The organism is Aquimarina algiphila (genome assembly GCF_947494415.1).
GTDB lineage: Bacteria > Bacteroidota > Bacteroidia > Flavobacteriales > Flavobacteriaceae > Aquimarina > Aquimarina algiphila.
The window spans coordinates 554,777-580,983 of record NZ_CANLVC010000006.1 but is presented as its reverse complement, the minus strand read 5'-3'; the positions used below and the strand labels follow the sequence as shown (position 1 = coordinate 580,983).

Annotated in this window: 19 protein-coding genes; 18 read left to right on the top strand and 1 reads right to left on the bottom strand. The window is 32.7% G+C overall.

Features of this window, described 5'->3' with window-relative positions; translation table 11 throughout:
- Positions 1-16: 16 nt before the first annotated feature.
- From PQF96_RS11965 to PQF96_RS11930, 8 genes are all read left to right on the top strand, one after another.
- Complete coding sequence (locus tag PQF96_RS11965) at positions 17-508, top strand: DUF4199 domain-containing protein (RefSeq protein ID WP_333968026.1); 492 nt, start codon at positions 17-19, stop codon at positions 506-508.
- Between the two features lie 15 nt (positions 509-523).
- Positions 524-1,045, top strand: coding sequence for a DUF4199 domain-containing protein (locus PQF96_RS11960; protein ID WP_271766384.1), 522 nt, complete (start codon positions 524-526; stop codon positions 1,043-1,045).
- 168 nt (positions 1,046-1,213) lie between these two features.
- On the top strand, positions 1,214-2,161 hold the full coding sequence (locus PQF96_RS11955) for a glycosyltransferase family 2 protein (RefSeq protein WP_271766382.1): 948 nt from the start codon (positions 1,214-1,216) through the stop codon (positions 2,159-2,161).
- Positions 2,162-2,296: 135 nt separating this feature from the next.
- The gene (locus tag PQF96_RS11950; RefSeq protein WP_271766381.1) at positions 2,297-4,027 is read left to right on the top strand and encodes a phospho-sugar mutase; all 1,731 of its coding nucleotides are present in this window, start codon (positions 2,297-2,299) and stop codon (positions 4,025-4,027) included.
- A 32-nt stretch (positions 4,028-4,059) separates the two neighbouring features.
- Entirely contained in the window at positions 4,060-5,886 is a 1,827-nt protein-coding gene (locus PQF96_RS11945) for an ABC transporter ATP-binding protein (RefSeq protein ID WP_109436908.1), read from the top strand.
- A gap of 1,240 nt (positions 5,887-7,126) precedes the next feature.
- The gene (locus PQF96_RS11940; RefSeq protein ID WP_109436909.1) at positions 7,127-7,675 is read left to right on the top strand and encodes an RNA polymerase sigma factor; all 549 of its coding nucleotides are present in this window, start codon (positions 7,127-7,129) and stop codon (positions 7,673-7,675) included.
- Between the two features lie 31 nt (positions 7,676-7,706).
- Positions 7,707-8,237, top strand: a complete 531-nt coding sequence (locus PQF96_RS11935; RefSeq protein ID WP_271766379.1) for a hypothetical protein — start codon at positions 7,707-7,709, stop codon at positions 8,235-8,237.
- Between the two features lie 9 nt (positions 8,238-8,246).
- A complete protein-coding gene (locus PQF96_RS11930) occupies positions 8,247-8,693 on the top strand; it encodes a hypothetical protein (protein ID WP_143917688.1) in 447 nt (148 codons plus the stop codon).
- Between the two features lie 51 nt (positions 8,694-8,744).
- Here the strand turns inward: PQF96_RS11930 and PQF96_RS11925 are convergent, their stop codons facing one another.
- A complete protein-coding gene (locus PQF96_RS11925) occupies positions 8,745-9,809 on the bottom strand; it encodes a sialidase family protein (RefSeq protein ID WP_271766377.1) in 1,065 nt (354 codons plus the stop codon).
- Positions 9,810-9,885: 76 nt separating this feature from the next.
- On the opposite strand from PQF96_RS11925, the gene PQF96_RS11920 reads away from it, so the two are divergent.
- From PQF96_RS11920 to PQF96_RS11875, 10 genes are all read left to right on the top strand, one after another.
- Entirely contained in the window at positions 9,886-11,100 is a 1,215-nt protein-coding gene (locus PQF96_RS11920; protein WP_271766375.1) for an RsmB/NOP family class I SAM-dependent RNA methyltransferase, read from the top strand.
- A gap of 136 nt (positions 11,101-11,236) precedes the next feature.
- Entirely contained in the window at positions 11,237-11,530 is a 294-nt protein-coding gene (locus PQF96_RS11915) for a hypothetical protein (protein ID WP_143917691.1), read from the top strand.
- Positions 11,531-11,532: 2 nt separating this feature from the next.
- On the top strand, positions 11,533-11,973 hold the full coding sequence (locus PQF96_RS11910) for a hypothetical protein (protein WP_271766373.1): 441 nt from the start codon (positions 11,533-11,535) through the stop codon (positions 11,971-11,973).
- Between the two features lie 250 nt (positions 11,974-12,223).
- Positions 12,224-15,910 (top strand): phosphoribosylformylglycinamidine synthase, encoded by a 3,687-nt coding sequence (gene purL / locus PQF96_RS11905; RefSeq protein WP_271766371.1) that lies wholly within the window; start codon positions 12,224-12,226, stop codon positions 15,908-15,910.
- A 456-nt stretch (positions 15,911-16,366) separates the two neighbouring features.
- Positions 16,367-18,139: an AMP-dependent synthetase/ligase gene (locus PQF96_RS11900; RefSeq protein WP_143917694.1), complete on the top strand. Its 1,773-nt coding sequence runs from the start codon at positions 16,367-16,369 to the stop codon at positions 18,137-18,139.
- 193 nt (positions 18,140-18,332) lie between these two features.
- Positions 18,333-18,788, top strand: coding sequence for a MarR family winged helix-turn-helix transcriptional regulator (locus tag PQF96_RS11895; RefSeq protein WP_109436918.1), 456 nt, complete (start codon positions 18,333-18,335; stop codon positions 18,786-18,788).
- A 17-nt stretch (positions 18,789-18,805) separates the two neighbouring features.
- Positions 18,806-21,211, top strand: a complete 2,406-nt coding sequence (locus PQF96_RS11890) for a 3-hydroxyacyl-CoA dehydrogenase/enoyl-CoA hydratase family protein (RefSeq protein ID WP_109436919.1) — start codon at positions 18,806-18,808, stop codon at positions 21,209-21,211.
- 12 nt (positions 21,212-21,223) lie between these two features.
- Positions 21,224-22,414: an acetyl-CoA C-acyltransferase gene (locus tag PQF96_RS11885; protein WP_271766369.1), complete on the top strand. Its 1,191-nt coding sequence runs from the start codon at positions 21,224-21,226 to the stop codon at positions 22,412-22,414.
- 30 nt (positions 22,415-22,444) lie between these two features.
- Positions 22,445-24,256: an acyl-CoA dehydrogenase family protein gene (locus PQF96_RS11880; RefSeq protein WP_109436921.1), complete on the top strand. Its 1,812-nt coding sequence runs from the start codon at positions 22,445-22,447 to the stop codon at positions 24,254-24,256.
- Positions 24,257-24,558: 302 nt separating this feature from the next.
- Entirely contained in the window at positions 24,559-26,091 is a 1,533-nt protein-coding gene (locus PQF96_RS11875) for an RICIN domain-containing protein (RefSeq protein WP_271766367.1), read from the top strand.
- The last annotated feature ends 116 nt before the right edge of the window (positions 26,092-26,207 follow it).

Genomic DNA, 26,207 nt, shown 5'->3' with positions numbered 1-26,207 from the left:
TTTCTATAAAAAACACATCTTAATCTATGGATTAATTCTAGGAGTTTCATCAGTTTTATTTAGTGTTACTCTTTATTTAACAGGTAATATTTTTGGAAGAAGCTGGCTTAAAGCATTAACAAGTCTATCAATATTTATTGGTATAATTATTTATGCGATATATTCTTACAAACACAAAAACAATAGTTTTTTGAAATTGAGAGAAGCTTTAAAGATGGGTATTGGTATCACGTTCGTAGCAGAGATAATATCTATCATTTGGGAAATTTTACTAAGAAATGTGATCGAACCTGACATGACAAATCATATACTTCAAATTCAGCAAGATAGTATGATTCAAAATAACCCAGATATATCCATGGAGAAAGTGCATAAAAAAATTACAACTATAAAAAAACATAATGCTCTTTATATATTATCAATGCTTTCATTAATTAATTATTTATTCGTAGGGTTTATTATTTCTTTAGTTGGAGGACTCGTAATGAGTAAAAAACAAAACCTGTAGTACAACAACCAATAAATGAAAAGCAATAACTCTCTTAGTAAAAATATCATTATCAAATATGGAATAATCCTAGGAATTATGACAATAACACGTAGTATCATTGTTTATATTACCGGTAATTATACTAATGGAAATGGGGAATTATTAGGAATGATAGATGGATTGACATTGATTTGTATTATCACTTATGGTTTATACAAATACAAATTCTCTAATAAGGGGTTTTTAAAATTAAAAGAGGCTTTAAAAATAGGAATTGCTATAGCTTTATTAGGTGGGGCTATACCTCTTATCTGGAACGTTCTTTTAATGAATTTTATAGAACCTGACATGATAAATCAAATGCTCAATAAGAGGTATGAAGAAATGTTAAAATCTGATGTTTCAAAAGAACAAATTAAACAAAACCTAATTGTAAACGAAAAACTTCTAACCTCTTACGGTAATACAGCAATTCGTTTATTTTCAAATTTACTATTTGGCTTTATTATATCCTTAACTGGAGGATTAATAATGCGTAAAAAACAAAATTTATAGTTTTTAAAAGCCAAAATATTTTAATCTAAGTATATAGCTAAGTTATTAAAGTGCCCAACTTATAACATTTTACTATATTTGAATATTGGTTATTTTTTTGTCTAATATTTATGATGATATCCAAGATCGTAGTGTTATAAAAAAAAGAAGCCTATCTTAAATGTATCTATGAATATATCTGTGGTCATACCACTGCTTAATGAGCAGGAATCACTTAACGAATTATACCATTGGATTGCAAAAGTTATGCAATCCAATTCTTTTTCTTATGAAATTATTTTTATCGATGATGGCAGTACCGATGGGTCCTGGGATACTATTACTCAATTATCAAAACAAGACACCAATGTAAAAGGTATTCGTTTTCTTAAAAATTTCGGAAAATCCCAAGCATTACATGCTGGATTTGGCGCTGCTCATGGAGATGTGGTCATTACCATGGATGCCGATTTACAAGACAACCCAGAAGAAATTCCTGAGATGTATGATATGGTTGCCAAAGAAGGCTATGATCTTATTTCGGGATGGAAAAAGAAACGATATGATTCTGTTATCGCAAAAAATTTACCTTCAAAATTATTTAATGCCGCTGCAAGAAAAACATCAGGTGTCAAATTACACGATTTTAATTGCGGACTAAAAGCCTATAAAAATAGTGTAGTAAAAAACATTGATGTACATGGAGAAATGCATCGATATATCCCTGTACTTGCCAAAAATGCTGGTTTTACCAAAATCGGTGAAAAAGTAGTACTACACCAAGCCCGAAAATATGGTAAAACAAAATTCGGAATGAGTCGCTTCATTAATGGATTCCTGGATTTGGTTACCATATGGTTTATGTCCAGATTTGGTAAAAGACCTATGCACTTTTTTGGACTGATTGGGACCCTTTTATTTATTGTAGGATTTTGCTTTTCCCTATATCTGGGAATTGACAAGCTTTTTATAGAAACCAAAGGAAGACTGATCGCACAACGGCCAGAGTTTTATGTAGCACTTACCTCTATGATTTTAGGAACCCAGTTCTTTTTAGCAGGGTTTCTTGGTGAAATCATTTTAACAAGCAAACGAGATAAAGAAAGATACAGCATTGCAGAACGTTTACACTTATAATGTAACCCTAATCATTTAAGGACTTTATCTTCATAATAGTAGTATGAATACAAAACTTAAAATTCACAAATAATACACATCAATTACCCCCAACAATATTCAAATTATAGTACTTTTGTTATTAAAACCATAAGCATGCAAATCACAGAATCAAGTATAAAAACAAGAGCTGAGGAGTGGTTGACACCAACCTTTGACACCACCACTCAAGAAGAAATTCAAAATTTACTAAAGAATAATCCAGAAGAACTTAAAGAAAGTTTTTATAAGGATTTAGAATTTGGTACCGGAGGTATGCGCGGTATTATGGGCCCGGGTACGAATAGAATTAATAAATACACCTTAGGTAAAAGCACACAGGGGCTTAGTAATTACCTTTTAAAGCAATTTTCTTCTGTACAACCAAAGGCTGTCATTGCTTATGATTGTAGAAATAATAGTGATACACTTGCACAAACTGTAGCCGATGTATTTTCTGCAAACGGCATCAAAGTATATCTTTTTTCTAGTCTTCGTCCTACTCCCGAGTTATCATTTGCGGTAAAAGAACTTGGATGTCACTGTGGTATTGTATTAACCGCAAGTCATAATCCTCCAGAATATAATGGATATAAAGTATATTGGGAAGATGGTGGACAACTGGTCCCACCACAGGACAATGAAATTATAACAGAAATAAACGGCCTAAAATATGCTGATATTAAGTTTGAAGCTAATGCCGAACTGATACAAAAAATCGATACCGAAATTGACACTGTGTTTATAGAACAAAGTGTACAACATGGAAGTTTTGCCGCTACACAAGAAGCCAAAGATAACACCACAATTGTTTTTACTTCTTTACACGGAACATCAATAACAGCAGTGCCAGAAACACTTTCTAAAGCGGGCTACAAAAATGTTCATATTGTTAAGGAACAAGAAAAACCTGATGGTAATTTCCCTACAGTAAAATCTCCAAATCCAGAAGAACCTGAAGCCTTGACTATGGCGATGGAACTTGCAGAAAAGGTTCATGCTGATATTGTAATAGGTACAGATCCTGATTGTGATCGATTGGGAATCGCAGTGCGTAATCATGATAACGAATTACAATTATTAAATGGAAACCAGACCATGATTGTAATGACATGGTTTTTACTAGAACATTATAAAAACAAAGTTGGAATTAAAGGCAATGAATTTATAGCATCGACCATTGTATCTACTCCGATGATGAAAAATATGGCTGAAGCCTACGGAGTTGAATATAAAGAAGTGCTCACTGGATTTAAATGGATTGCAAAATTGATTAAAGACTTCCCCGAACAGAAATTTATAGGCGGAGGTGAAGAAAGTTTTGGGTTTATGGTTGGTGATTTTGTAAGAGACAAAGATGCGGTAACCTCTACCCTACTTGCTTGCGAAATTGTAGCTTTTACAAAAGCTAAAGGGAGTTCTTTTTACAATACATTATTAGAGCTATATACTAAACATGGTTTTTATAAAGAAAATCTTGTTTCTCTGGTCAAAAAAGGAATGGACGGCGCTGCAGAAATAAAACAAATCATGATAGACCTAAGAAATAATCCTCCGAAGTTGATCAATGAAGAAAAAGTGGTCCTAATCGAAGATTATCAAACCAGCAACGTAAAAAACATTCAGGATGCTACAGAACATACGATTGATATTCCAAAATCAAACGTTTTGATATTTTATACCGAAGCAGGAAGTAAAATTGCAGCAAGACCAAGCGGAACAGAACCTAAGATCAAGTTTTATATTAGCGTTCAGGAACATCTTGATACAGTTTCTAACTTTTCAATGGTACATCAACAACTAGAAGACAGAATTGGAGCTATAAAAAAAGATTTAAAACTAACTTAAATAACAGCAATGACTGTTAATCCATATTTTTAATGAACTATTTTAAACAAATTCTTCGCTTTGCGAAACCTTATAAACTATATGCAATACTAAATATTATCTCTAATATTTTTTATGCACTTTTCGGGACATTATCCATGGTATCTTTATTTCCTATGTTAAAGGTTCTTTTTGATAAAACCGAAAGGATTCGGATTAAGCCAGAATGGGAAGGTATATTAAAAGCCAAAGAATATGGAGAAGATTATCTTAATTATTTTGTAACCCAAAAAGCAGATCAAGGTAATGATGATGTCCTAATTTTTATGGTCATCCTTGTAATAGGTATGTTTTTTCTTAAAAATATCTTCAGCTATTTAGCTATGTATTTTATTACCTTTCTTCGAAATGGTGTTTTAAAAGACATTCGTAATGAATTATATGACAAAACCGTTGAATTACCATTGTCATATTTCTCAGAAAAACGAAAAGGAGATACCATGGCTAGAATATCTACTGATGTTTTAGAAATTCAGCATTCTTTTTTATCTATTTTGGAGCTTATTGTAAGAGAACCCTTAATGATTCTTTTTACAATACTTACTATGCTTTTAATCAGTTTAAAACTCACCATATTTGTGTTTATTTTTATTCCCATCTCAGGATTTTTAATTTCTTTAGTTGGAAAAAAATTAAAAAAGCATTCAGATAAAGTACAGCAAGAACAAGGTTTTTTTCTTTCTATAGTAGAAGAAACTTTGGGAGGACTTAAAGTTATTAAAGGATTTACTGCAGAAAAAATCTTTGGAAAAAAGTTTCAGGAATCAACCTCACGTTTTTATAGTTTTTCAAATTCTTTGCTCAACAGACAAAACCTCGCATCACCTACCAGTGAATTCCTTGGTATCACTGTGATTGCTATTCTATTATGGTATGGAGGCCAGATGGTATTAGTCGAAAAAACATTAGATCCAGGACTTTTTATTGTTTACATGGGACTTGCTTATAATATTCTCACCCCTGCCAAAGCCATTTCTAAAGCTAGCTATGGAGTAAAAAGAGGAAATGCAGCAGCAGAACGTGTCTTAGAGATTCTTAACACAACTTCTCCTTTACAAGATAAAAAAGGTGCTATAGAGAAGAATGATTTTAATACAGACATTTCATTAGAAAGTATTTCCTTTAAATATGAAGATGAATTTGTATTAAACAATTTTTCTTTAAAAGTTCCCAAAGGGAGTTCGGTTGCATTGGTTGGACAATCAGGAAGTGGTAAATCAACTATAGCAAACTTAGTGACTCGCTTTTATGATGTAAATGAAGGTAGTATTAAAATTGATGGCACTGACATAAGAGATTTAACAAAGAAATCTCTTAGAGATCTTATGGGGTTAGTTACTCAAGACTCTATCCTATTTAATGATACTATAAAAAACAACCTATTAGTTGGTGATCAAACAGCTTCTGATGAAGAAATCATTGAAGCTTTAAAAATTGCGAATGCATGGGAGTTTGTAAAAGATCTACCCTCTGGAATAGAAACCAATATAGGAGACAGTGGTAACAAATTAAGTGGTGGTCAAAAACAGCGTCTATCAATAGCCAGAGCAGTATTAAAAAATCCTCCTATTATGATTCTTGATGAAGCGACTTCTGCTTTGGATACAGAAAGTGAGAGGTTGGTACAATCTGCATTAGAAAACATGATGAAAAACAGAACTAGTATTGTGATTGCACATAGACTATCTACAATACAAAATTCAAATTTAATCGTTGTAATGCAAAAAGGTAAAATTGTTGAAAAAGGAACTCATGATGAATTGATTTCTAAAAATGGTGTGTATCAAAAATTAGTCACCATGCAATCACTAGAAAGCTAAATCACTAGAAAACATAGTTTTAAAAATAAAAAAGAGTGCTCTCGCACTCTTTTTCTTCACACAAATCATCTTAATTTAGGGGCTTATTCTAAAATTAAAACTCACTCTTATTAACATCTTTCACTTTGGGGGAAATGAAAGAACTAATTCTTTAACTATGATGTAAATATATATCAAAAATTCGATAACAACAAGTAAATTTTGATTTTTATCTAAAAAAAACACACTTTATCTATAATAGAAGTCAAATTTATACTAAAAAGTAATCTTTTTCCTACTTTTTACAATGCTTGCATATTAAAATAATGTAGTTACTTATACATAAAAAAAAAGCGCAAATGAAAAAAGAGTGCTTTCGCACTCTTTCTCTTCACACAAATCATCTTAATTTAGGGGCTTATTCTAAAATTAAAACTCACTTTTATTAAAACTTTCACTTCGGGGGGAATGAAAGAACTAAATCATTATTACACTGTAAAGATACTACTTATTTTTAATTTACCAAATATCTTATGCCTTTTATCTAAAAATAATGCTTTTAAACTTTAAAAAAACTCTAAAATATATTTTATGTAAGAAATATACTACTTATATTAACATTTTTAAAAAGTAATAAAATGAAAAAAGAGTGCTTTCGCACTCTTTCTCTTCACACAAATCATCTTAATTTAGGGGCTTACTCTAAAATTAAAACTCACTTTTATTAAAACTTTCACTTCGGGGGGAATGAAAGAACTAACTCATTATTACACTGTAAAGATACTATTTATTTTTAATTTACCAAACATTTTATGCATTTTGTCTAAAAAAAATGTTTTTTAACTTTTAAAATAAAAACAAACAATAAAATATTGTAGTATTAATACTACATTTGTTAAAACTGTTTCGAAAAGTAATAAAATGAAAAAAGAGTGCTTTCGCACTCTTTCTCTTCACACAAATCATCTTAATTTAGGGGCTTATTCTAAAATTAAAACTCACTTTTATTAAAACTTTCACTTCGGGGGGAATGAAAGAACTAAATTATTATCACACTGTAAAGATAGTCTTTATTTTCAATTCACCAAATAAAAAATGTATTTTATCTATTAAAAATGCAAAAAATAGTAATATTTAACATTAATTCTTACAAATTCCTACAAAAAATAAAGAGTTATTTTATTTTAATACTTGATTAAACCATTTTATTGTACATTAGTCTAATATGATATAGATCCCATAATAAAACTAATTTTATCTTTTGAATACTAAAAAAGAACAAGACCTACTCAATATATTACAATCAGGAAAGGATATTGATAAAGCCTTTAGGGAACTTGTTACTCTATATCAACAAAGACTCTATTGGCACATAAGAAATATGTTGAAAAATCATGATGATACAGATGATGTACTTCAGAATGTCTTTATTAAAGTTTATAAAAACATAAAAAAATTCAATGGTGATAGTAAATTGTATTCTTGGCTATATCGCATTGCAACAAATGAGTCTATCACATTTCTTAATCAAAAAGCCAAAAAATACGCAATTAGCAATGAGGAGTTAAATCAACAATTGATTCAGAACCTCGAGGCTGATGTATATTATGAAGGTGATCAAATACAACTAAAATTACAAAAAGCAATAGCTACTTTACCACAAAAGCAGCAACAGGTTTTTAATATGAAATATTTTCAGGAATTAAAATATAGAGAAATGTCTGAAATTTTAGAAACAAGTGAAGGTGCACTAAAAGCATCATATCACTTAGCCTCTAAAAAAATAGAAGAATTTTTAAAAAATGATTAAACCATTATGTACATCTTAAGTCTAATATATCGTGAAGAAAGATAATCTACATAAAAACAATGGAGGTTTTAAAGTACCCGAAGGTTATTTTGAAGAGTTTGAGCACAAACTTTTTGATAAAATATCTAGACCTACTGATAATGATAATATGCTAAGCAGCAAAATAGATTCTGGCTTTACAATTCCCGAAGATTATTTTACTACTTTAGAAGATAATGTAATGAACAATGTAAGTGAGACTCCATCCAAAACCAAAGTGCGTTCATTAATCACTAAACGCAGTATTTTATATTTTTCGGGTATAGCAGCAATGATTGCAATTATTATTTCATTATCTACATATGAGGAGTCTAAATTAAACTTTGACGATATAGAATTAGCAGATATACACCACTATTTTAATGAAGGAAATATCGAATTAAGTACTACTGAAATGATTGCTTTATTAGATGAAGATATTAATTATACAGAAGTATTTGAAGAAGAACTCGCAAACGATGACGAGATATTAGACTATTTATCCGAGGAGGATATTGACGATGAGATTATATTTGTAGAATAAAACATACACATGAAAAAGATATTAATACTTGTTTTTGTAATTTTTGTTTCTTTCAGCTCCCTTGCTCAAAATGGGTCAAGAGAGAGAATGAAAGCATATAAAGTTGCGTATCTGACAGAAAAATTAAACTTGACTAGTAAAGAAGCAGAAAAATTCTGGCCTATTTATAATACTTATGAAGAAACAGTTCATAAGCTTAAACGTCAAGAACGTAAACAATTAAAAGCACTAAGAGAAGCTAGTGATGGACCAGATGGATTAAGTGATCAACAAGCAGGTGATTTTTTAAATAATCACATTGAAAATCAGGAAAAAAAATCAAGATTCAGAAAGAAGTTAATTACAGATTTAAAACAAACCATTTCTAATAAAAAAATTATCACCCTTATTAAAGCAGAAGCCGATTTTAACAAACGTATTCTACAAAGAATGCGAGAGCGAAGAAAAAAGGGATAATGTTAATTGCTTTGAATATATAAAAGAGAAAATTTAATGGTTTCTCTTTTTTTATTTAAAAATGATTTTAGCTATTCTACCCTTTCCAGCGGCAATTGCTATACTATCGTTTATAAATCTTAGAGTATAAAACCCTTCTTTACTTAGCTCTTTCCAATGTTTTCCATAATCATTTGAAATTGAAATTCCGGTGAATCCAACTGCAGCTATTTCTTTACCGCCTCCATTAGGTATATATCGCACACAACTCTTATAACCAGGTCCTTTGCCTTCTGATAGTAAGCTCCAGGTTTTTCCTCCATCATTAGTAATTGCCTTATTTGCTATATTATCTTTTGGTTTTGTATAGTCTCCACCATAAATGATTCCAACATTTTTATCATAAAAATCTACAGAATACACACCAGAGGTCTGTTTTCCTTCAATAATTGGAGTTGCAAAAACATCCCATGTCTTCCCTTTATCCGGAGAGTAAAATACTCTCGATTTCATACCACCAGAAACGATCCAAGTTTCATCTCCTATTATAGCAATATTACCATTACTAGCTGCAAAAGCTGCTTCACCATCAAAAACCTTAGGAAGATTATCACAAGAAACTTTGCTCCATGTCTCTCCTTCATCTCGTGTTATTAATATTGATAAACAATTAGTAGTTGGATCTCCCATTGCAATCCCTTCTCTTGTATTCCAAAAGGCCATCGCATCATAAAATACTTTATCGTTGGTTTCGCTATATACTATTTTTTCTTCTTTGTTATTAATACTAATTTTTCTGAGTCTTGCCGGGGATCCTATACTCAAACTAAAAAAGGAAGTATTATTAAAACTCACAGCACGTTGCTCTGCAACCCAATTAGGATATTCCTCATTAGAGCCAGTAATTTCAAAATTAATTAAGTTTTTTTCATTAGTTTTTAGGTTGATAAACCCATATCCTTTATTATAACCAAAACCTAATAATGTATCGCTATATATTGCTATTGCTCTTACACTTAAAGAATCCCTTAAAAGGTATTCTATTTCTATTTCAGAAAAATCATGAGCTATCACCTTATCTTCTGTATTACAGCAAATAATGGTCAAAACTAATAGTATGATAGTAATTAATCTCATTCTCAATAATTATACTCAAATATAACAGTATTTGATTACAAACATATACCTTTGCAAACCTTAAAAAAATACTACAATGCGTTTACATAGAAACCTTGTCTTTGCTGTTATAGATGGATTACATGAAATATTTAATGAAGGAGCATATGCTGATAAAATTGTACAAAAATTACTAAAGAGAGACAAAAGATGGGGATCTCGTGATCGTAGCTTTGTAGCAGAGACCGTTTATGAAATTGTTAGATGGAAACGTTTATATGCTGAAATTGCAGAAGTAAAAGAACCATATTCTAGGGAAAACTTATGGCGGATTTTTGCTGTTTGGGCAACATTAAGAGGAATTTCTTTGCCAGACTGGAAACAAATAGCTCCTACTCCTACTCGGCGAATTAAAGGTCGGTTTGATGAATTAAGTAAAATCAGAAAATTTAAAGAATCTATCCCTGACTGGATGGATGAACTAGGTCAAAAAGAATTAGGGCCTCTATGGGATAAAGAAATCAATGCTTTAAATCAACAAGCATCGGTTATTTTAAGAGCGAATACTTTAAAGACAACAAAAGATAAGTTAAGAAGTGCTTTAGAAGATGAAAATATAGATACTGAATTTATCAATGGATATTCTGATGCTCTTAAACTTGTAGAAAGAACTAATGTATTTACTACTGATGCTTTTAAAAATGGAATGTTCGAAGTCCAAGATGCTTCTTCACAATTAGTAGCAGATTTTCTGGATGTTCAACCAGGGCAGCGTGTTGTCGATACTTGTGCTGGTGCCGGAGGTAAAACACTTCACTTGGCCGCATTAATGGAAAATAAGGGTCAGGTAATAGCCATGGATATTTATGGTAATAAGCTTAAGGAATTAAAAAGAAGGGCACGAAGAGCTGGCGCACACAATATAGAACCAAGAGTTATTGAAAGCACAAAAGATATTAAAAAGCTTCATAACAAGGCGGATCGAGTACTTATAGATGCTCCTTGTAGTGGTTTAGGGGTTCTAAGCAGAAACCCTGATGCTAAGTGGAAATTACAACCAGAGTTTTTGGATACAATAAAAAATACACAAGCTGAAATCTTAGAAAGCTACTCTAAAATGGTAAAACCTGGTGGAAAATTAGTGTATGCAACATGTTCAATCTTACCTTCAGAGAATCAAGATCAAGTAAAAAAATTCCTTTCAACAGAAATCGGGGAAAATTTCATGCTTATCAAAGACAAAAAAATACTTTCTCACAAATCTGGTTATGATGGGTTTTACATGGCTTTATTAGAAAAAAAAGCTGATTAACTTAAAAATAATTTTCTTTATACATAAAAGCAGTTGATTTCACTGAAAACAAGGTATTGTAAATTATCAAAATAATTGATTTTTGAATCTGGTATAAAAAATTCCTAAAATATTAACCTTGCAATACTAACTTAAAATGAAAATGATCAATCCCTTAATGATGATATGGATAGCAATTCAATTATTGATTGTCCTATTTACTATCAACTCCCATGAAGATGAAAGTTTAATCATATTTTGGATAACTCTTCCTTTTTTGATATTAAACTGTATCGGAATCATTATTATACTTTTGGGAAAACCAAAAACAGGAAGTACTCTATTCTTAATAGGAAGTATTCTTTTTGTCCCAATAGGATTAATTGGAGTAATGGGTGCCAGAAAAGTATTAAACAAAATAAAAGAAGATAAATTTTTAGAAACACTTTAAATATGGAACCAATAAAAGAATTCACTTTAAGTAAAAAAATGGGGAATCAGTCTTTATATATGGGAGGAGTAGCACTTGCAATGGGTCTGGTTTTATTAGTTTTGGCTGGTAATGGTACATTAATTGGATTTGGAATCTTATTCATGATCATTGGAGCAACAAATAGAAATCTAAAAATAGTAAAGCTTTATCCCCAATATCTGGAAATAAAATTAGGGATAATAGCACCCAAAAAGCTCATGAAATATGACCAAATCACAAGCTTTTCTGTTGTTAAAAAAACTCTTGAACTGCATTACAATACTCAAGAAAACAAATCAAAAAAAGTCAAAATACTGGTCAAAGCTCTAGAAAAAGATGATCTTTTAGAATTAGATAAAGTATTACAAGAAAAAACAGATTTAGAAGCTAGTAATACGTTTATCTTGACAGATGTAGAATAGTAGTTTTATTTGTATTAACCCCTTCATAAAACGTTACTATTATACTACTTAAAAGTTTCTAATCCCAATAGTTAGCAGTATGTGTTGTAGCACTGTTATATCAGCTTCAGGCATCCCGATAACATTTTCAGTTATTTATATTGTTTAAAATTCGGTGAATAACTATACAATTCAACAATAATTTTATGCTAAACTTAAGTTATAAAATAGTAAATTTGCCGCTTGTTCAATACAATACAACAACCTTAAAATGATTCATTTCTTCGGAAACCAAAACGAGAAAGTATTTGCCGTTCAAACAGACAATGAAATCTCCCCTGAAAACATAAAGAAACTCATCTGGTTATTTGGCAACCAACCTCAATTATCTGTGGCGTCTATTGACGCTTTTTTTGTTGGTCCACGTGCCGCAATGATTACTCCCTGGAGTACTAATGCAGTCGAGATCACACAAAATATGGGTATACCTGGAATCATTCGAATAGAAGAATTTCAAAAGGTTATTCAAGATTATACCGATTATGATCCTATGCTCTCTCAAAAGTATAGTAGTCTAAATCAAGATATTTACACTATCGATATTGAACCTGAGCAAATCATCGCTATAGATGATATTGCTGCCTATAATAGTAGTGAAGGTCTTGCCCTTAGCACTGAAGAAATTGAATATCTTGAAGAAGTGAGTAAAAAAATCGGTCGGCAATTAACCGATTCAGAAGTATTTGGTTTTTCTCAGGTAAATTCTGAACATTGTCGTCACAAAATATTCAATGGTACATTTGTTATTGATGGAGAAGAACAACCTACTTCACTTTTTAAACTAATCAAAAAGACTTCAGAAACAAATCCAAATGATATCGTTTCTGCTTATAAAGATAATGTAGCCTTTATAAAAGGTCCTAAAGTCACTCAGTTCGCTCCTAAAACTGCTGACAAACCTGATTTTTATGAAGAAACTGAATTTAATAGTGTCATTTCTATTAAGGCTGAAACTCATAATTTCCCTACGACGGTAGAGCCCTTTAATGGTGCTGCAACTGGATCGGGAGGTGAAATTAGAGATCGACTTGCTGGAGGAAAAGGTTCTTTGCCTCTTGCCGGAACAGCAGTATATATGACTTCATACTCCCGATTAGAGGATAATCGACCTTGGGAGCAAACTATGCAAAAAAGAGATTGGTTATACCAAACTCCTATGGATATCTTAATTAAAGCTTCTAATGGGGCATCCGATTTTGGAAATAAATTTGGGCAACCTCTTATTACAGGATCCGTACTTACTTTTGAGCATGAAGAACACTTCGAAAAGCTCAGCGTGACAGCTCGTAAACTTGGTTTTGACAAAGTAATAATGCAAGCCGGAGGTATTGGATATGGTAAAGCAGAGCAAGCGATTAAAGAAAAACCAGAAACCGGAGATAAGATCGTTATTCTTGGAGGTGAGAATTATAGAATTGGTATGGGTGGTGCTGCTGTATCCTCTGCAGATACTGGAGAGTTTAGTAGTGGGATCGAATTAAATGCTATCCAACGTTCTAATCCAGAAATGCAAAAACGAGCTGCCAATGCCATAAGAGGTATGGTAGAAAGCGAAGAAAACACAATAGTTTCTATACACGATCATGGCGCTGGAGGCCATCTTAATTGCCTTTCTGAACTTGTAGAAGAAACCGGAGGAAAAATCGACCTAGATAAATTACCAGTGGGAGATCCAACTTTATCCTCAAAAGAACTTATTGGAAATGAATCTCAAGAAAGAATGGGATTGGTTATTGCTAAAAAAGATATAGATACTTTACAACGAATTGCAGAAAGAGAACGTTCTCCAATGTACCAGGTAGGAGATGTAACTGGTGATAATCGTTTTACTTTTCAGTCTAAAACAAAAGGCGATACACCAATGGATTTAGCATTAGAGGATATGTTTGGGAGTTCTCCCAAAACTATTATGAATGACGTTTCTATTGATCGTAATTATAATGACATTTCCTATACTGTAAATGATTTTGAAAACTATCTGGAGCAAGTACTACAATTAGAAGCTGTTGCATGTAAAGATTGGTTAACAAATAAGGTAGATCGTTGTGTGGGTGGTAAAGTTGCAAAACAACAATGTGCAGGACCTCTTCAATTACCATTAAATAATTGCGGAGTAATGGCTTTGGATTATAATGGTAAAGAAGGTATTGCAACTAGTATTGGTCACTCCCCTATTTCGGGTTTAATTGATCCAGAAGCAGGCAGCAAAAATTCAATAGCAGAAGCCTTAACTAATATTATATGGGCTCCACTTAAGGATGGTTTACACTCTGTTTCCTTATCTGCAAACTGGATGTGGCCTTGTAGGAATGAAGGAGAAGATGCGAGATTATATAAAGCGGTAAAAGCAATTTCAGAATTCTCTATTGATTTAGGAATTAATGTTCCTACAGGTAAAGATTCATTATCAATGAAACAAAAGTACCCAAATGAAGAAGTTATTGCACCAGGTACCGTAGTTATTTCTGCAGCAGCTAATTGTAATGATATCAACAAAGTTGTTGAACCTGTTTTTCAAAAAAACGGAGGAAGTATTTATTATATAAACCTTTCTAATGATACACATAAACTAGGAGGTTCTTCATTTGCACAAATCATGAATAAAATAGGATCTGAAGCTCCTAACGTGAAAGATGCTAAAGATTTTAAAAATACCTTTAATACAATACAAAAATTAATTCGAGAAGATAAAATTGTAGCAGGTCATGATATAGCGTCTGGCGGATTTATTACTACATTATTAGAATTGTGTTTTGCTGATAATGATCTTGGTGCGACTATTGATTTATCTGCGATTGATGAATCTGACTCCGTAAAACTATTGTTTTCAGAAAACGCCGGAATTGTATTTCAAGCAAATTCTGATGTAGATATCGATACTATTCTATCAGAACGTGATATTCAGTTTTTTAACATCGGAAAAGTTATAGAGAGACCTTCTCTACAAATAAAAAATCAAAATGATTCTTTTGACCTCAATATTGAAGAACTTAGAAATACATGGTATAAAACCTCTTTTTTACTAGATCAAAAGCAAACTGATAAGAATCTGGCTCAGGATAGATTCAAGAATTTTGCAAACCAACCTTTAAACTATACATTTCCAAAACATTTTACAGGAAAAAAACCAGTTATTGACACTTCTAAAAAAAGACCTAAAGCAGCAATTATTAGAGAAAAAGGAAGTAATTCTGAACGAGAAATGGCTAATGCAATGTATTTGGCTGGTTTTGATGTCAAAGATGTGCATATGACCGATTTGATTTCTGGACGAGAAACCCTTGAAGATATTCAGTTTATAGGTGCCGTTGGAGGTTTTTCAAATAGTGATGTTTTAGGATCTGCCAAAGGATGGGCTGGTGCTTTCTTATATAATGAAAAAGCAAATACTGCCTTAAAAAACTTTTTTGCAAGAGAAGATACTTTATCTGTTGGGATTTGTAATGGTTGCCAATTATTTATGGAACTAGAGGTAATCAACCCAGAACATGAGGTACATGGTAAATTAGTTCATAATGATTCTCATAAACACGAAAGTGGTTTTACTTCTGTAAAAATACAAGAGAATAATTCTATAATGCTATCTTCTTTGGCTGGAAGTACACTTGGAGTTTGGATTTCACATGGAGAAGGAAAATTTAATTTACCATTATCAGAAGACCAGTATAACATCGTTGCCAAATACGGATATGACAATTATCCCGCAAATCCAAATGGTTCTGATTACAATGTAGCAATGATGACAGATAAAACTGGGCGTCATTTAGTAATGATGCCGCACATCGAGCGTTCTACTTTTCAATGGAACTGGGCATACTACCTCAAAGAAAGACAGGATGAAATATCCCCATGGATTGAAGCCTTTGTAAATGCCAGAAAATGGTTGGATAAAAAATAAAATTTATATCTACTATATAGACATTATTGAAATACTATGTAATATCTGGAATAAAAAACGGTCTTTTAATTACATAAACATAGCTAACCTATGAATTTATTGTTCTAAAAAGTATACATAACCCAAACTTTTTTATTTTGAAATTATGTTAAAAAAGAGATCGTTTTAATCCAATAAACTCAAAGGTTAGTTAATTTAACAGTTAAATATATCAACAAAAACAATAAAATATTAAGGAGTTATCAAATTAAAGCTCCTTTTTTTATATATTAGAGTTGCGTATTATCAGATTTTTTATAATTTGCAAAACTATGCACGCATAATAATTTTTTGAAGTTTACAAATGTTAGTTATCTAAACGGATTTACCTATAAATTTAGTAACTTATCATTTTAAAAAATAAATATAAAAAGACAAGGACTTCAAAGGTTATTAAGAAATATTATAAAACAACGTATGACAACAATTACTAGACTATTTGATTTCCCACATTACCAATTAAAAAAATTTAATTTAGATAAGGCTTTAGTAACCAAATATGATGGAGAATGGATTTCTATTTCCACCAAAGAATATGTAGAAAAAGCTAACCAGATTAGTCGAGGCCTCTTACGATTAGGAGTTAAACCTAATGATAAGGTGGCAATCATTTCTTCTAACAACAGAACAGAGTGGAATATCACTGATATAGGTGTCCTTCAAATAGGCGCTCAGGATGTGCCTATTTATCCCACTATTTCTCAAGAAGATTATGAATATGTTTTAAATCATTCTGAGGCAACATACTGTTTTGTATCAGATGAAGAAGTATTCCAAAAAGTTAAAAATATTCATACTAATGTTCCATCATTAAAAGAGGTATATTCTTTTAATGATATAGCTGGTTGTAAAAGTTGGAATGAAGTTTTAGAGTTGGGTAAAGATGATAGCAATCAAGAAGAAGTAGAAAAAATAATGGCTTCTATATCAGAAAATGATCTTGCTACATTAATATATACATCAGGAACAACAGGAAGGCCCAAAGGCGTAATGTTAAGTCATAAAAACATAGTAAGCAATGCATTAAATTCAGGCACTCGTTTTCCTATACCAGCTGGAGAAGCAAAAGCTTTAAGCTTTTTACCTGTTTGTCATATTTATGAAAGAATGCTGATGTATTTATATCAATACCTTGGAGTAACCATCTATTTTGCAGAATCTCTCGAAACAATTAGTGATAACCTTAAAGAAGTTAAACCTGATGTAATGACAGCAGTTCCTAGACTGCTCGAAAAAGTATATGACAAGATTATTGCAAAAGGAGCTGATTTAACTGGTATTAAAAAGAAATTATTTTTCTGGGCTGTTGAGTTAGGTTTAAAATATGAGCCTTATGGAGCTAATGGTTGGCTTTATGAAAAGAAATTAGGAATTGCTAAAAAGTTAATATTTAGCAAATGGCAAGAAGCTCTTGGAGGTAATTTAAAAGTAATTGCTTCTGGTAGTGCTGCGTTACAACCAAGACTGGCAAGAGTATTTAACGCTGCTGGACTTACAGTAATGGAAGGATATGGTCTTACAGAAACTTCCCCTGTAGTATCTGTAAATGATCTCAGAGAAGGTGGTTTTAAAATCGGCACGGTCGGAAGGATGATCCCTGATACCGAAGTTAAGATTGCAGAAGATGGTGAGATTTTAATTAAAGGTCCTCAAGTCATGCAAGGATATTATAAAGACGAGGAAAAAACAAATGAAGTATTAAAAGATGGATATTTCCACACTGGTGATATTGGAGAAGTTGACAGTGATGGCTTTTTAAAAATTACCGATCGTAAAAAAGAAATGTTCAAAACTTCTGGAGGAAAATATGTTGCCCCTCAATTAATCGAAAATGCAATGAAACAATCTCGTTTTATTGAACAGATTATGGTTATTGGTGAAGGAGAAAAAATGCCTGGCGCTTTTATACAACCTAATTTCGAATTTTTAAAAGACTGGGCAGAACGCAAAGGCTTACAAATAGGCACTACTGTTCAAGAAATGATCAGCAACCAAAAAGTAATTGATCGTTATCAAGAAGAAGTAGATGAGCATAATGAAAGATTTGGAAAATGGGAACGAGTAAAAAAATTCGAACTTACTCCTGAAGAATGGAGTATTGATGCAGGTCACCTTACTCCTACTATGAAATTAAGAAGAAAAATAATTAAAGAAAAATATCAAGATTTATATTCTAAAATTTATGGCTAATTCAATTGACTGATTACAAAAAAATTGTATAATAGTTTAACTGTTAATCAGTAGACTCCTCATTTTATGGGGAGTTTTTTTATTAATTCAATAGAAAAACGTAAATTACTTCATCTTTTCTTAAATTTTTACCATATTTATTATGCACGCATAATAAATTTTCTTACCTTTACATTCACAATAATTTTTTTAAATGAGAGAAAAGACAATTGATTATGCACTTAGAGCCACCTGGATGGCAGTTGCTAAGATGTATAATGAAGAGGCTGGTAAAAAAGGTAGTACAATGGCTACCGGATTTGCTTTGCTAAGCATAGATCCAGAAAGTGGTACTCCTTCTACCTCATTAGGCCCCAAAATGGGAATGGAAGCCACAAGTCTATCACGTACATTAAAAACCATGGAAGAAAAAGGGTTGATTTTTAGAAAGAAGAATCCCCAGGACGGCAGAGGTGTATTGATATACTTAACTCCATTTGGTGTAGAAATGAGAAATTTTTCTAAAGAAGTAGTTTTTGCCTTTGATAGTACTGTTAGAAAACATGTACCTCAGGAAAAACTAGATATCTTCTTAGAAGTATTTCAAATTATAAATGACCTCATATCATCTAAAAAAATTTACTCAAAACAAGAATCTATAACACCTTAACAACTCGAAGTTAAAAAATGAAAAGAATCATTAAAAAAGTTGCAGTTGTCGGCTCAGGAATTATGGGATCCGGTATTGCATGCCATTTCGCTAATATTGGTGTCGAAGTGCTATTATTAGACATTGTTCCTAGAGAACTAAACGAAAAGGAAAAAGCAAAAGGTCTTACCCTTGAAAACAAAGTGGTGCGTAATCGATTAGTAAATGATTCGCTTACTGCTGCTCTTAAATCCAAACCTTCTCCTATCTATCATCAAAAATTTGCAAGTCGTATCACTACAGGAAATCTTGAAGATGATATCGCAAAAGTTGCTGATGTAGACTGGATCATAGAAGTTGTTGTTGAAAGATTAGATATCAAAAAATCAGTTTTTGAAAATCTAGAAAAATACAGAACACCAGGAACACTAATTACATCTAATACTTCTGGTATTCCTATCAAATTTATGAACGAAGGAAGAAGTGAAGATTTCCAAAAACATTTTTGTGGAACACACTTCTTTAACCCTGCTCGTTACTTAAAATTATTCGAAATTATTCCTGGTCCAAACACTTCTTCAGAAGTTTTGGATTTTCTTAATGGATACGGAGAACAATATTTAGGAAAAACTTCTGTAGTTGCAAAGGATACACCTGCATTTATAGGAAATAGAATAGGAATCTTTAGTATCATGAGTTTGTTCCATATGGTAAAAGAAATGGGACTAACAATAGAAGAGGTTGATAAACTTTCTGGCCCCGTAATTGGCCGCCCAAAATCTGCTACATTTCGTACCGTAGATGTCGTTGGTTTAGATACTTTAGTTCATGTAGCTAATGGTATTGCCGATAACTGTTCTGATGATGAGCGTTTAGAACTTTTTAAACTTCCAGATTTCATCAATACTATGATGGAAAACAAATGGTTAGGAAGTAAAACAGGACAAGGATTCTATAAGAAACATGTAGCTGCTGATGGTAAAAAAGAGATCCTTTCTTTAGATTTAGATACTTTAGAATACAGAACAAAGAAAAGAGCTTCTTTTGCTACTTTAGAGATGACAAAAACTATAGATAAAGTAGTTGATCGTTTCAAAGTTTTAGTTGCTGGTAAAGATAAAGCCGGTGAGTTTTACCGTAAAACCTTATCTGCCCTATTTGCATATGTCTCAAACAGAATTCCAGAAATAACTGATGAGCTATATAAGATTGATGATGCTATGAAAGCTGGTTTTGGTTGGGAACATGGTCCTTTCCAAATCTGGGATGCTATTGGAGTAGAAAAAGGAATCGAAATTATGAAAGCCGAAGGCTTAGAACCAGCCGCGTGGGTTAATGATATGATTGCTTCGGGAAATACTTCTTTTTACACAGTAAAAGAAGGAGCAACTCATTCATATGATATTCCGAAAAAAGAACAAACAAAAGTTCCGGGACAAGATGCCTTTATTATTCTTGATAATATTCGTAAATCCAATGAGGTTTTCAAGAATAGCGGTGTTGTAGTAGAAGATCTTGGAGATGGGATTCTTAATTTAGAATTTCAAAGTAAAATGAATACTATTGGTGGTGATGTCCTTGCCGGATTAAACAAAGCTATCGATATTGCTGAAAAAGATTTCCAGGGATTAGTAGTAGGTAATCAAGCTGCGAACTTCTCTGTTGGAGCAAATATCGGAATGATTTTTATGATGGCTGTAGAACAGGAGTATGATGAGTTAAATATGGCCATCAAATACTTCCAGGATTCTATGATGCGCATGCGTTACTCTGCTATTCCAACAATCGCTGCACCACATGGTATGGCTTTAGGTGGTGGTTGTGAAATTTCACTTCATGCCGATAAAGTAGTTGCTGCGGCAGAAACATATATGGGATTAGTAGAATTTGGTGTTGGTGTAATCCCTGGTGGTGGTGGATCCAAAGAAATGGCATTAAGAGCCGCTGATACCTTCAAAAAAGATGATATCGAACTTAATGTATTGCAAGAACATTTTTTAACTATAGGTATGGCCAAAGTATCAACATCGGCATATGAAGCATTTGATACCAACTTACTGCAAAAAGGAAAAGATATTGTTGTTGTAAATAAAGATCGTCAGATTGCAACTGCAAAAGCTCATGCAAAACTAATTGCAGAACAAGGATATACGCAACCTGTACGTCGTAAAGACATTAAAGTTTTAGGAAAACAGGCACTTGGAATGTTCTTAGTAGGTACTGATTCTATGGAAGCCAGTAAATATATTTCTGAGCATGATCATAAAATAGCAAATAAACTAGGATATGTAATGGCCGGTGGAGATTTATCAGAACCAACATTGGTTACAGAACAATACTTATTGGATCTAGAACGTGAAGCTTTCTTATCACTTTGTACAGAACGTAAAACTCTTGAGCGAATCGAGCATATGCTTAAGAAAGGAAAACCTCTAAGAAACTAGAAAAAGAAAAAAATGAAAACAGCATATATAGTAAAAGCATATAGAACAGCCGTTGGGAAAGCGCCTCGCGGAGTGTTTAGATTTAAAAGAACCGATGAATTGGCAGCCGAGACCATCGAGCACATGATGAAGGAGCTTCCTAATCTCGATAAATCTCGTATTGACGATGTGATTGTTGGTAATGCAATGCCAGAAGGATCTCAAGGACTTAATATGGCTCGTTTAATCTCACTTATGGGGTTAAACTCTGTTGATGTTCCAGGAGTAACAGTAAATAGATTTTGTTCTTCAGGAATAGAAACTATCGGTATCGCAACTGCAAAAATACAGGCCGGAATGGCAGATTGTATTATTGCAGGAGGTGCAGAAAGTATGAGTTCTGTGCCTATGACAGGATATAAAACAGAACTCAATTATGATTTAGCAAAATCCGGACATGAAGATTACTATTGGGGGATGGGAAATACTGCAGAAGCAGTTGCTCATCAATTCAAAGTATCTCGTGAAGATCAGGATGAATTTGCATACAATTCTCATATGAAGGCCTTAAAAGCCCAAGCAGAAGGCCGTTTTCAGGATCAAATCGTTCCTATAAATGTAGAACAGGTTTATGTTGATGAAAATGGAAAGAAAGCTACAAAATCATATACAGTAAATAAAGATGAAGGTCCTCGTGCCGGAACCAGTAAAGAAGTGCTTGGTAAACTTAGACCTGTATTCGAAGCAGGTGGAAGTGTTACCGCAGGAAACTCCTCTCAAATGAGTGATGGTGCTGCTTTTGTTTTGGTGATGAGCGAAGAAATGGTAAAAGAGTTAAACCTTGAACCTATTGCAAGACTTGTTAATTATGCTGCCGCAGGTGTCGAACCTAGAATTATGGGTATTGGACCAGTAAAAGCTATTCCAAAAGCATTAAAACAGGCTGGATTAAAACAAGATGATATAGAACTAATCGAACTTAACGAAGCTTTTGCATCTCAATCTCTTGCAGTGATGAGAGAGTTAGGTCTTAATCAAGATATAGTAAATGTTAATGGAGGCGCAATTGCATTAGGACATCCACTTGGATGTACTGGAGCAAAACTTTCTGTTCAGTTATTTGATGAGATGCGTAAGCGCGATATGAAAGGTAAATATGGTATGGTTACTATGTGTGTAGGTACCGGACAAGGTGCTGCTGGTATTTTTGAATTTTTAAACTAAAAACGAGCTAAGAAAAAACAATATAAAACAATGAGTGCAGAAACTGTAAATAAAGATATTCTTAGAGGAGGGCAATTCCTTGTCAAAGAAACTAAATGTGAAGATGTATTTACTCCAGAAGATTTTTCTGAGGAGCAAAGAATGATGCGTGATAGCGCAAAAGAATTTGTTGACCGTGAGCTATGGGCACACTGGGAACGATTCGAATCTAAAGATTATGCGTATACAGAAGCTTGTATGAAGAAAGCTGGAGAACTTGGCCTTCTTGGTGTTGCGGTTCCCGAAGCTTACGATGGACTTGGAATGGGATTTGTCTCTACAATGCTAGTATGTGATTATATTTCTGGAGCAACCGGTTCATTTAGTACCGCTTTTGGAGCTCACACTGGTATTGGCACTATGCCAATCTCATTGTATGGTAATGAGGAACAAAAGAAAAAATATGTTTCTAAACTAGCTACAGGTGAATGGATGGGAGCATATTGTTTAACAGAACCTGGTGCAGGATCAGATGCAAATTCTGGAAAAACCAAAGCGGTCCTGTCTGATGATGGAAAACATTATTTGATCTCTGGTCAGAAAATGTGGATCTCTAATGCAGGATTCTGTAATGTAATGATCGTTTTTGCTCGTATTGAAGATGATAAAAATATTACAGGGTTTATCGTAGAGAATGATCCATCTAATGGAATCTCTATGGCCGATGAAGAGAAAAAATTAGGAATTCATTCTTCTTCTACCCGTCAGGTATTTTTTAGCAATACCAAAGTACCGGTAGAAAATATGCTATCAGAAAGAGGTAATGGATTTAAGATTGCAATGAACGCGCTAAATGTTGGTCGTATCAAATTAGCAGCTGCTTGTCTTGATGCACAACGTAGAGTAATCGGAGAAGCAACCAAATATGCTAATGAGCGTATTCAGTTTAAAACTCCAATTATGAATTTTGGAGCAATTAAATCTAAAATTGCAGAAATGGCTACTAATACTTACGCAGATGAATCTGCAAGTTATAGAGCTGCAAAAAATATTGAAGATAGAATTGCTATCCGTCAAGCGGAAGGAAATTCTCATCAGGAAGCAGAACTTAAAGGTGTTGAGGAATATGCTATTGAATGTTCTATTCTTAAAGTTGCTGTATCTGAAGATGTACAAAGTTGTACTGATGAAGGTGTACAAATTTTTGGTGGAATGGGGTTCTCTGCAGATACTCCAATGGAATCTGCTTGGAGAGATGCTCGTATTTCTAGAATATACGAAGGAACAAATGAGATCAATAGAATGCTAGCTGTAGGAATGTTAGTTAAGAAAGCAATGAAAGGACATGTTGATCTTCTTGGACCTGCAATGAAAGTTGCTGATGAACTTACTGGTATTCCGTCTTTTGATACTCCAGATTATTCTGTATTATTTTCAGAAGAAAAAGAAATTCTTGCAAAACTTAAGAAAGTATTCTTAATGGTTGCTGGTTCTGCAGTACAAAAATTCGGACCTCAATTAGAAGAACATCAACAATTATTAATGGCTGCTTCGGATATATTAATTGAGATTTATATGGCTGAATCTGCGATCCTACGTACAGAGAAAAATGCAAAACGTTTTGGAGAAGAAGCTCAGGAAACTCAGATAGCTATGTCTCAATTGTATTTATACAATGCTGTAGATATTGCAATCAAAAAAGGAAAAGAAGCTATTGTTTCATTTGCAGAAGGAGATGAGCAGCGAATGATGCTTATGGGACTTAAGCGTTTCACCAAGTATGCTAATCAACCAAATGTAGTTGCTTTAAGAACAAAAATCGCTGATAAAATTGCTCAAGAAAATGGATATTTTCTTGGGTAACCCTATAGAACTGCCCGCTCTAAGGCATTAAACTGGAGAGTTGTTTAATTTTGATTTAAAAACCGTCTTTTTATTGGGTAAAAAGACGGTTTCTTTTTATTCAATTATAATTTGATACAATTTCAAATTAAGAAAAAACTATCTTTTAGATATAGTCTTTTTTCTCTGCACTCGATAATATTCTATTATCTACTAGACTATATATAGACAATTAGAAATACAACCACAAAGAGGATCTTTATATAAAATTTTAATACATAAATTTATAATATCACAAAAATTTATTCTTAAAACCAATAATCATGAAAAACAATCTTATCGCAAGTATTAGCTTGCTATTGGCATGCTTTTTTGGATATGCGCAACCAACCGCTCCTTCAGGAAAAAAATGGCAAAAAGTAGACAACCTCTCTGATGAATTCAACGGTAATTTTGATAACAATAAATGGCAAAAAGTGCTGTGGGATTATACCAACACTCCGACTAAGATGATCGAAGAAAATTCTGGAGTATCTCAAGGAAACTTATGGATTAAAGCTACATTGGGTCCTGAACCTTTATGGTTTCAAAGTTCTAGAATCTATTCTAAAGCTCAAATCAAATTCCCAATGTACACTGAAAGCAGGATGATAACTGCTCACCTATCGGCTTATAATACTTTTTGGCTAAATAATGGAGATATCAATAATAGAGATGAAATTGATATTGTTGAAAACAATTCAAGGCCTAGTTGCGGATGTCAGCCAAATTTTCCGTGGCAAATGAATTCTCAATATTTTCAGGTAATTAATGGAAATACAGAAAGAAATAAAGGAAATTTTGACAATAGAAATTTATCTCCTAATAATCCTAAAAAAGGAGTACGATGGAACGAAGAGTATCACATAGTAGGTATGTGGTGGAAAGACGCTAATAATGTACAATTTTATCTTGATGGAGAACCTGCCGGAAGTGTAAAAACCAATAGACCGTTAACTAGAAATCTAAATCTTATTTGGGATTTGTGGACTGATGACGAAAATTTTCTTGGTGGCGTAGCGGTTAAAAGTCATTTAAATGACAATACCATTAACACCATGAAAGTCGATTGGGTACACACATATAAACTGGTAAATGATAATGATGGTGGCAATACCGATAATTCCTATGTCATTAAGTCGGTAAAATCTAATAAATGGATTTCACCTATCAATGGCACCTCTAATAACGGTGCAAAAGTTGTAAATCACCAAAACGGAACTGGAAACGCAAGAGAATGGACATTTGTAGATAAAGGTGATGGATACTCTGAAATCAAAAATATCAGGTCTGGTAGATGTTTAGCTGTTGCTGGAGGTAATCCTGCAAACGGGACTAAAATTATACAATGGGACTGTAAAGGGTACCAAGATCAGCAATGGAAAAGGGTTGATCGTGGAAATGGGCTATTTGCTTTTCAAAATAGAAAAACCGGTAAATGTATAGATTTACCAGCAGGAAATATTGCCCATAATGTACAGTTCCAACAATGGGATTGTGGTGCAAATAACCAAAATCAACGTTTTTGGATTTTAAGTCCTGGTAAATTATCTTCTCATGATATAGGGTTTGAATCAAACGAATCAGCCTCTTTAGGCTCATTTACTTTTCCTAACCCAACTAAAGGAACGTTAAACATTCCTAAACTACCCAAAGGCATTCATAATTTGAAAGTAATCGACATGTATGGTAAAGTTTTACTAGAACATAAAGTTAAATCTGGTGGAGATGATGTTATACTAAATGTTGGTAGTTTAAACCCTGGAATGTATACCTTATTAATTGATGACGAATCTATAAAATTTTTAAAAGAATAAAACTAAATAATACAAAACCGAAGAATAATTCAACTTAACATAGAAACCGTCTTTTTGTAAAGTAAAAAGACGGTTTCTTTTTTTATCAAAATGTGGTTTATATAAAAAAACACTAA

Excerpts from the sequence above, each read along its gene's own strand:
- PQF96_RS11960 (WP_271766384.1), top strand. The coding sequence starts at position 524 with ATGAAAAGCAATAACTCTCTTAGTAAAAATATCATTATCAAATATGGA.
- PQF96_RS11955 (WP_271766382.1), top strand. The coding sequence starts at position 1,214 with ATGAATATATCTGTGGTCATACCACTGCTTAATGAGCAGGAATCACTT.
- PQF96_RS11950 (WP_271766381.1), top strand. The coding sequence starts at position 2,297 with ATGCAAATCACAGAATCAAGTATAAAAACAAGAGCTGAGGAGTGGTTG.
- PQF96_RS11945 (WP_109436908.1), top strand. The coding sequence starts at position 4,060 with ATGAACTATTTTAAACAAATTCTTCGCTTTGCGAAACCTTATAAACTA.
- PQF96_RS11930 (WP_143917688.1), top strand. The coding sequence starts at position 8,247 with ATGAAAAAGATATTAATACTTGTTTTTGTAATTTTTGTTTCTTTCAGC.
- PQF96_RS11925 (WP_271766377.1), bottom strand. The coding sequence starts at position 9,809 with ATGAGATTAATTACTATCATACTATTAGTTTTGACCATTATTTGCTGT.
- PQF96_RS11920 (WP_271766375.1), top strand. The coding sequence starts at position 9,886 with ATGCGTTTACATAGAAACCTTGTCTTTGCTGTTATAGATGGATTACAT.
- PQF96_RS11915 (WP_143917691.1), top strand. The coding sequence starts at position 11,237 with ATGAAAATGATCAATCCCTTAATGATGATATGGATAGCAATTCAATTA.
- PQF96_RS11910 (WP_271766373.1), top strand. The coding sequence starts at position 11,533 with ATGGAACCAATAAAAGAATTCACTTTAAGTAAAAAAATGGGGAATCAG.
- purL (WP_271766371.1), top strand. The coding sequence starts at position 12,224 with ATGATTCATTTCTTCGGAAACCAAAACGAGAAAGTATTTGCCGTTCAA.
- PQF96_RS11900 (WP_143917694.1), top strand. The coding sequence starts at position 16,367 with ATGACAACAATTACTAGACTATTTGATTTCCCACATTACCAATTAAAA.
- PQF96_RS11895 (WP_109436918.1), top strand. The coding sequence starts at position 18,333 with ATGAGAGAAAAGACAATTGATTATGCACTTAGAGCCACCTGGATGGCA.
- PQF96_RS11890 (WP_109436919.1), top strand. The coding sequence starts at position 18,806 with ATGAAAAGAATCATTAAAAAAGTTGCAGTTGTCGGCTCAGGAATTATG.
- PQF96_RS11885 (WP_271766369.1), top strand. The coding sequence starts at position 21,224 with ATGAAAACAGCATATATAGTAAAAGCATATAGAACAGCCGTTGGGAAA.
- PQF96_RS11880 (WP_109436921.1), top strand. The coding sequence starts at position 22,445 with ATGAGTGCAGAAACTGTAAATAAAGATATTCTTAGAGGAGGGCAATTC.
- PQF96_RS11875 (WP_271766367.1), top strand. The coding sequence starts at position 24,559 with ATGAAAAACAATCTTATCGCAAGTATTAGCTTGCTATTGGCATGCTTT.